This is a genomic window from Actinomyces urogenitalis DSM 15434 (genome assembly GCF_000159035.1).
GTDB classification, from domain to species: Bacteria; Actinomycetota; Actinomycetes; order Actinomycetales; family Actinomycetaceae; genus Actinomyces; species Actinomyces urogenitalis.
Genome location: NZ_DS999575.1, coordinates 261,199 through 268,131, shown reverse-complemented (window position 1 = coordinate 268,131; position 6,933 = coordinate 261,199). Strand labels below are relative to the sequence as shown.

Below are 6,933 nucleotides of genomic sequence, written 5' to 3'. Positions count from 1 at the left end.
CGCCGTCGTCCTGGCGGCCGCCCCCTCACCCCGGGCCCAGGTGACTGCCGTTCCCGGCGGGCCGGCGCCCTCGCGCCTGTCCAGGACCCGTCCTGCCGGCCGCGTGTCAGCGCATGGCGATCAGGCGGCGGGGAAGTGAGCGGCAGGCGTCCACATGGTGTAAGTTGTGTGGCACAACGCACACAAGGCACGGGGATCCCATGGCGGTGTCCCCGTCCCGCCCTCACCGGGCGGACGGCACGCAGGAGGTGGTCACGTTCCATCCAGAGCCCGTCGCGAGGTGCGGCGGGTGGCTCCGTTCGATCCGCTGAGAAGGATCATCAGGACCCAGAAAGAGGTTCCACCATGGACATCACCGTCGTCGGCCGTAACGCTGAGATCTCCTCTCGACTGCGCGACTACGTCGAGGAGAAGGCCACCAAGGTCGAGCAGTTCGACCCCCGAGTCCAGCGCGTCGAGGTCGAGGTGACCCACGAGCGCAACCCACGCCAGGCCGACACCGCAGAGCGTGCCGAGATCACCGTTATCTCCAAGGGCCCGATCATCCGGGCCGAGGCCTCCTCCTCCGACCGCTTCGCCGCCTTCGACATCGCCATGGGGAAGCTGACCGAGCGTCTGCGCCGGGCCCGTGACCGCAAGAAGGACCACCGGCGTTACCCCGTGGACGTCCCGGAGGGCACCCAGGCCCCGGCTGCCGAGGAACTGCGCAGCCTGCACGAGACCGACGACGCCCCGATCGAGGACTCGCCCAAGGCGCCCACCGAGAAGGGCGTGGCAGTGGAGTCGCAGCTGGGAGACTCTCCCGTCATCGTGCGCCAGAAGCTGCACGACGCGACGCCCATGACCGTGGACGAAGCCCTGTACCAGATGGAGCTGGTGGGACACCCCTTCTACCTGTTCATTGAGAAGTCGACCAAGCAGCCCTGCGCTGTCTACCACCGCCACGGCTGGACCTACGGCGTCATCCGTCTTGACGCCCAGGTGCTCTAGCCACAGCACAGGCCTCTCGCCGCACTGACTGGGGGCGGCGTCGGTCACCGTACCGACGCCGCCCCTGTGCGTGCCCGCACTGCATGGGCCCGAGGCCGGCTCAATCGCATCCGCCCCAGCTGCCAGAGCCGGCCGGGGTGCTTGGCCCCAAGCCTCTTAGTCCTCAGCCTCAGCGGGGGTCTGCGCCGTCGGCACCTCGTGGGGGCCGTGGACCGTCACGCCGCTGCCGCCACGAGAGACCTGCCTCATCCGATGCGGTCGTCGCACGCTGGGGGGAAGCGCCACCGCTGCCACGCCCTCACTGGCACCTACGCCGGCGCCGACCTTCTCCCCACCCACAACCGGCACCTCGGCAGCCAGCTCGGTCGAGCGCCGCGTCACCGGGGTGGTGGGAAGCGCAGCAGACCCAGGCGTCCCCAGGGTGCCGCTGGTGGGGACGTAGCGGGCGATCTCCGGAACGTCGTCGGGCACCACGGGCAGCGGGCGGTGGCCTTGCAAGTCACCGGGAGCGCCCTCCTCGCCGAGCAGCCTGGGCAGCGTGAGCAGGAAGGACGCTCCCTCCCCGGGCCACCCCCAGGCCTCCAGCGCCCCGCCGTGCAGCGAGGCGTCCTCACTGGCGATTGACAGCCCCAGGCCAGAACCGCCCAGGGTGCGCTGACGCGAGGTGTCGGCGCGGTAGAAGCGGTCAAAGACCTTGCTCGCGACCTCTGGCGTCATCCCGACTCCGTGGTCACGCACCCGCACTGCCACGGCCACCTCGTCCCCGGCCACGGTGAGGTCGATCTGGGTGCCCTCGGCGTGCTCAAGGGCGTTGAGCAGGAGGTTGCGCACGATCCGCTCGACCCGGACGGTATCCATCTGCGCGATCACCGGCCCATCAGGAAGGTCGAGGGTGACGTGGGCACCCATGCGCTCGATGTGGGTCTGGCTGTCCTGGACCACGGAGGTCACCAGCAGCCGCAGGTCCTGATCGACGGCGGAGAGCTGGACCTTGCCGGAATCCACCCGGGAGATGGTCAGGAGGTCGTCGAAGAGCTTGCGCAGCCGAGAGGTCTCGGAGACCAGGACGTCCAGGCTGCGGCGGGCCAGAGGCGAGGCGATCTCGTCACGAGCCTCCTCCAGCTGCTCGGCAGCCAGCCCGATCGAGGTCAGTGGCGTGCGCATCTCGTGGGAGACGTCGGTGACGAACAGCCGCTGGACCGCAGACAGGCGCTCCCAGCTGTCGATCTGGTGCTCCAGGGAGTCAGCCATCTCGTTGAAGGCCCTGCCCAGCGAGGCGATCTCGTCCTCACCACTGACCTTGACGCGTTCGTCCAGGTGGCCGTCGGTCAGGCGCCGCGCTGCCTCCGAGGTGCGCCGGATCGGCAGCAGGACCCTCCACGCCAGCGCCCACACCGCCAGGACGAGCATGAGCAGGAAGGCCGCCGCCGCCAGCGCCGTGCTGCGCGTGGTCAAACTGACCAGGCGCTGCTCGGGAGACAGGCTGTAGAACAGGTAGAGGTCATAGGCCCCGGCCTGAGGCATCGTGACCTGGGAGCCGATGACCACGCCCGGCACCCGCTCGGTGGGATCAGGCAGGGTGATCTGCCGCCACGCCTGGGTTCCCTCCGCGCTGCCGGCCAGCTCGGCAGACAGGTCCTGGCTGATCAGGGGCAGCAGGTCCTCGTCTGAGGCCAGGTCCCCGATCGAGGCCTCACCGGCGGCGTCCCGGTTGCGCACGAGCGCCACACCCATCCGCCGGGCGTTACCGGAGCCCTGGCCCAGACGGTCAACGATCTGCTGGGCCGCCGTCGTCAGCTCCTCGGGCGTGGCACTCTCCAGCAGGTCGAGCTCGGCCTGCACGCTCACAGTCCTCATGCGGGCGTCGGCCAGCAGGAAGACCCTGCGCTCGGCGTAGACGTCGTCGCGGATCATGGCGGAGACCACGAGGAACAGCAGGAGGATGAGGACGATGCCGCCGGTCAGCGCCGAGACCACCATCCTGGCCGGCAGGCTGCGCCGCACCACCCGGACGGGGTTGATCCAGTCACGCCAGCGCCCTCGCCTCGCGCCCGTGTCCGACGGCGTCGTCTCACTCACGCTCGGTGTCGCGGACCGCCCCGCGCTCACCGGGGGTCGCCGGCCCGGTAGCCCACGCCGCGGACGGTGACGACGATGGTGGGGTGCTCCGGGTCCTTCTCGACCTTGGAACGCAGGCGCTGGACGTGGACGTTGACCAGGCGCGTGTCCGCCGCGTGCTGGTGGCCCCACACCCGCGCCAGCAGCTCCTCGCGGGTGAAGGCCTTAGAGGGGGTGCGTGCCAGGGTCAGCAGCAGGTCGAACTCCAGGGGGGTCAGAGCCAGGGCAGCGCCGTCCCGGGTCACCCGGTGGCCCAGGACGTCGATATCGACGTCGCCCACACGCACGTGCTCCACCGCCCCGGCCTCGGTGCCCCGGCGCAGTCGCGTACGCACCCGGGCCAGCAGCTCCTTGGACTTAAAGGGCTTGGTCACGTAGTCGTCCGCTCCGGCCTCCAGCCCGGCGACGACGTCCTGGGTGTCCGTGCGGGCGGTGAGCATGATGACCGGCACGTCCGACTCAGCGCGGATGAGCCGGCAGATCTCCACGCCGTCCAGCCCCGGAAGCATGAGGTCCAGGAGGACCAGGTGGGGGTTGACCTCCCGGAAGGTGGCGAGCGCCTGGGCACCGTCAGCGCAGAAGAAGGGCTCATAGTGCTCGGACTCGAGCATGATGCCGATCATCTCTGCCAGGGCGGTGTCGTCATCGACGACGAGGATCCGGGTCGTCATGCCTCATATCCTGGCACGCCCGCGAGGTTCACACAGCAGATTCCCTCCGCGGAACCAGGCCGCAGCGCAGGAATCATCCTCCAGCCTGGCACGGTCGGCTCCTCAGCTCCTCCTGTGGAGGGAGGCCAGCCAGGTCCGCCGCGTGCAAGCATGTGGTCATGAGCAGTGACGAGACCCCCTGGCAGTCGCCTTCAGCAGGCCCCTCCGGGAACGACGACGCCGCGCAGCCCTCCTGGTCCCCTGACCAGCCCTCGGCCTCCTTAGGCGCCGGCACCAGCGCTCCGAGCACCCAGCCCAGGTTCGGCGCCTACGGCGCGACCCCGCCGGGCCAGGCCACCTCGGGATCCTGGCAGTCTGGGTACCCGGGCTACGAGCCGGCCCAGGGACAGGCGGACCCGGCGCAGCCCTACGGCGCGCCCGGTTCCTCCGGCGTGCCCGGCGGCTTCTTCCTCGCCCCCAAGCCCGGGATCATCCCGCTGCGCCCCTTGAGCATCGGCGAGATCATCAGCGGCGCCTTCGAGTCTCTGCGCGCCAACCCCAAGGCTATGTTCGTCCCGGCGCTCATCGTCATGAGCGTGCTGGGGGTCATCTCGGCCGTCCTGAGCTTCACCAGCTCGCTCGGCCTGGACTCGCTGGCGACCTCCTCCACCTCTGACCTGGAGTCCGTGGTCGTCGGCCTGGACCTGACGACCTCGACCTCCCCGGCCTCGCTTCTGACCACACTCCTCGGCTCCGGCGCGACGACGCTGCTGATGTCCCTGGCCAGCACCGTCCTGACCGGTCTGCTCATCGTCGCAGTCTCTCGTTCCGTCCTGGGACGTCTGGCCACCCCCGGCGAGGTCTGGCAGCGCACTCGTTCGCGCGTGTGGGCGCTGATCGGGCAGTCGTTGCTGACCTCCCTGATCGTCTACGGGGTCCTCGCCGTGGGCACAGGAGTCACCGTCGCGGCAAGCGTCGGGATGTTCACCACCTTTGGTTCCCAGCGCTCGGCCCTGCTCACGGTGGTGTTCGCCCTGGCCATCGTCGTGCTCGCCCTGACCACGGTGTGCCTCACGGCCTTCCTGTGGGTGCGGCTGTCCATGGCGCCAGCAGCGCTCGTGCTGGAGAACGTCGGGGTGCTGACCGCGATGAGCCGCTCGTGGGAGCTGACGCGGCAGGGCTTCTGGCGAGTCTTCGGCGTCCTGGTGCTGGCCGCCATCATCTCCAACGTCGCGGTGTCCGTGGTGGGAGGTGTCACCGGGATCGTGGCGGGGATCGTCGGCACGATCATCGGGTCCTTCGCGCTTGTCAGCGCCCTGTCCTCGCTGCTGGGCGCGCTGCTGAGCGCCGTCATCATGCCCTTTACCGCGGCGGTGACGGCCCTGACCTACATCGACCTGCGCATGCGCCGCGAAGGTCTGGACGTCGAGCTGCGCCAGGCTGCCGCCTGATTCCCGTCAGGACCCGATGATGACCGCTCTTGCCCTCTTGGCTTCCACTGCGCTCGCCGCGGACGTGCCGGCGACCCCGAGCGCCGAGGAGGCGCGCCAGGCCGCCGTCGAAGAGCTGTCCAAGCCGGCCTACCACCCACGCCCGAGCCTGCTGGAGCAGATCTGGCAGTGGCTGATCAGCCACCTGCAGCTGACCCAGGTCATCCCGGGGGCACCGGCCTGGTTGTCCATGCTCATCGTCGCCGTGGCCCTGGCCGTCCTGCTGGGGCTGCTCGTCGTCCTGCTACGCCGGGTCACGCTCGCCGGCCGCTCCCGGCGGCGAGGCGCCTCACTGTTTGACGACGACCGCGACTCCGCCGCCCTGACCCAGGCCGCCGACCAGGCCGCGCGCAGCGGTGACTGGGCGACCGCCGTCGTCGAACGCTTCCGCGCCATCATCCGCTCCCTGGACGAACGCGGCCTCATTGACGACTACCCGGGGATGACGGCGCACGAGGCCGCCGAGGTCAGCGCGGCGGCGCTGGGGACCTTGGGCGGGGAGCTGCGCCAGGCCGCTAATCTGTTCGACTCGGTACGCTACGGCGAGGTGGTCTCGACCGCGGTCCAGGACGAGTGGATGCGCCGTCTGGCCCAGGCGATCGCGCAGACCCGTCCCCTCGACACCCAGGCGGTGGCCTCATGAGCACCGCGTCCGTGCGCTCGCAGACTCCCGCACCCTCCTCCCCCACGTCCTTGGACGACTCCCAGGTGGTGGGCGAGACCTGGCGCGCACGAGTACGCCGGTGGCGCCCTCTTCTGCTGGCCTTGGCCGTCTTCGTCGTCATCTCCGTGGCGACGGCGCTCATGCGCCCCTCGGTGTCCAAGGTGCCCTACGCCCTGGACAATCCAGGATCCAACGGCGCACAGGCCGTGGGCGCGCTCCTGCGCGAGGAGGGAGTCTCCCCGCGCACCGTCAGGTCCGTCAGCGAGGTCCTCCAGGCCACCGCAGGCTCGTCAGGCGCCTCCGATTCCTCCCAGCGGGTCACGGTCGCGCTCATCCACGCCGGCCAGCTCTCGGCGTCTGAGCGGTCCGCGCTGGCACGCTCCGGAGCGGATGTCACCGTCATCGGCTCAACCTACGAGGACCTGACCGGGCTGACCGAGCTCGTGCCCAGCGGAGTCTCCTCCTCGACCGGCAAGCGGCTGCCCCCCCAGTGCTCTGACCCTGACGCCCAGGCCGCGCAGTCCCTCGATGGCATTGCCGGCTCACTGGCCCTGTCCGACGACGTGGCCGCCGGTTCCCCCGCCCCCGACGGGGTCGTCGCTTGCTTCCCGGTTAGCGCTGAGGGGGACTACGCCTACGTCGTCGCACCGCTGGAGGGCGGAGGGACACTGCGGGTCATCTCCGACGCCTCGGTGGTGACCAACGACCGCCTGGCCCAGGAGGGCAACGCGGCACTTGGCGTGCGCGCACTGGGCCACCACGAGACCCTCCTGTGGATGGACGCCTCCCACAAGGCCGCCCTGACTGTGTGGAACCCGGGCTCGCTCCCGGCCTGGCTCTCCGTCACCGGATTCCAGGCGCTGCTGGCGCTGGGCGTGCTGGCCCTGGTCCGCGGCCGGCGCTTTGGCCGTCTCGTGGACGAGGACCTGCCGGTGCTCGTCCGCGCCACCGAGACCACCCGGGGGCGTGCGCGCCTGTACCACCTGGTCGGTGACCGTCACCGGGCCGCCCGTGCCCTGCG

At 70.4% G+C, this 6,933-nt stretch carries 6 protein-coding genes; 4 read left to right on the top strand and 2 right to left on the bottom strand.

Annotation, left to right across the window (positions count from 1 at the left end):
• Positions 1-345 precede the first annotated feature (345 nt).
• Positions 346-990, top strand: a complete 645-nt coding sequence (gene hpf, locus HMPREF0058_RS07105; RefSeq protein WP_006549077.1) for a ribosome hibernation-promoting factor, HPF/YfiA family — start codon at positions 346-348, stop codon at positions 988-990.
• A 156-nt stretch (positions 991-1,146) separates the two neighbouring features.
• On the opposite strand, the gene mtrB is transcribed toward hpf, so the two are convergent.
• Complete coding sequence (gene mtrB, locus HMPREF0058_RS07100) at positions 1,147-3,069, bottom strand: MtrAB system histidine kinase MtrB (protein WP_141560513.1); 1,923 nt, start codon at positions 3,067-3,069, stop codon at positions 1,147-1,149.
• Positions 3,070-3,095: 26 nt separating this feature from the next.
• A complete protein-coding gene (mtrA, locus tag HMPREF0058_RS07095) occupies positions 3,096-3,779 on the bottom strand; it encodes an MtrAB system response regulator MtrA (protein ID WP_006549075.1) in 684 nt (227 codons plus the stop codon).
• Positions 3,780-3,937: 158 nt separating this feature from the next.
• Here mtrA and HMPREF0058_RS07090 point away from each other — a divergent pair, with 158 nt between their 5' ends.
• The 3 genes from HMPREF0058_RS07090 to HMPREF0058_RS12725 all read left to right on the top strand — a co-directional run.
• Positions 3,938-5,209: a DUF7847 domain-containing protein gene (locus HMPREF0058_RS07090; protein ID WP_040319797.1), complete on the top strand. Its 1,272-nt coding sequence runs from the start codon at positions 3,938-3,940 to the stop codon at positions 5,207-5,209.
• 19 nt (positions 5,210-5,228) lie between these two features.
• The gene (locus HMPREF0058_RS07085) at positions 5,229-5,891 is read left to right on the top strand and encodes a DUF4129 domain-containing protein (protein ID WP_034236583.1); all 663 of its coding nucleotides are present in this window, start codon (positions 5,229-5,231) and stop codon (positions 5,889-5,891) included.
• A partial coding sequence (locus HMPREF0058_RS12725; RefSeq protein ID WP_006549072.1) for a DUF4350 domain-containing protein occupies positions 5,888-6,933 on the top strand: 1,046 nt, incomplete at its 3' end. The genes HMPREF0058_RS07085 and HMPREF0058_RS12725, both read left to right, overlap by 4 nt.

Excerpts from the sequence above, each read along its gene's own strand:
- hpf (WP_006549077.1), top strand. The coding sequence starts at position 346 with ATGGACATCACCGTCGTCGGCCGTAACGCTGAGATCTCCTCTCGACTG.
- mtrA (WP_006549075.1), bottom strand. The coding sequence starts at position 3,779 with ATGACGACCCGGATCCTCGTCGTCGATGACGACACCGCCCTGGCAGAG.
- HMPREF0058_RS07090 (WP_040319797.1), top strand. The coding sequence starts at position 3,938 with ATGAGCAGTGACGAGACCCCCTGGCAGTCGCCTTCAGCAGGCCCCTCC.
- HMPREF0058_RS07085 (WP_034236583.1), top strand. The coding sequence starts at position 5,229 with ATGACCGCTCTTGCCCTCTTGGCTTCCACTGCGCTCGCCGCGGACGTG.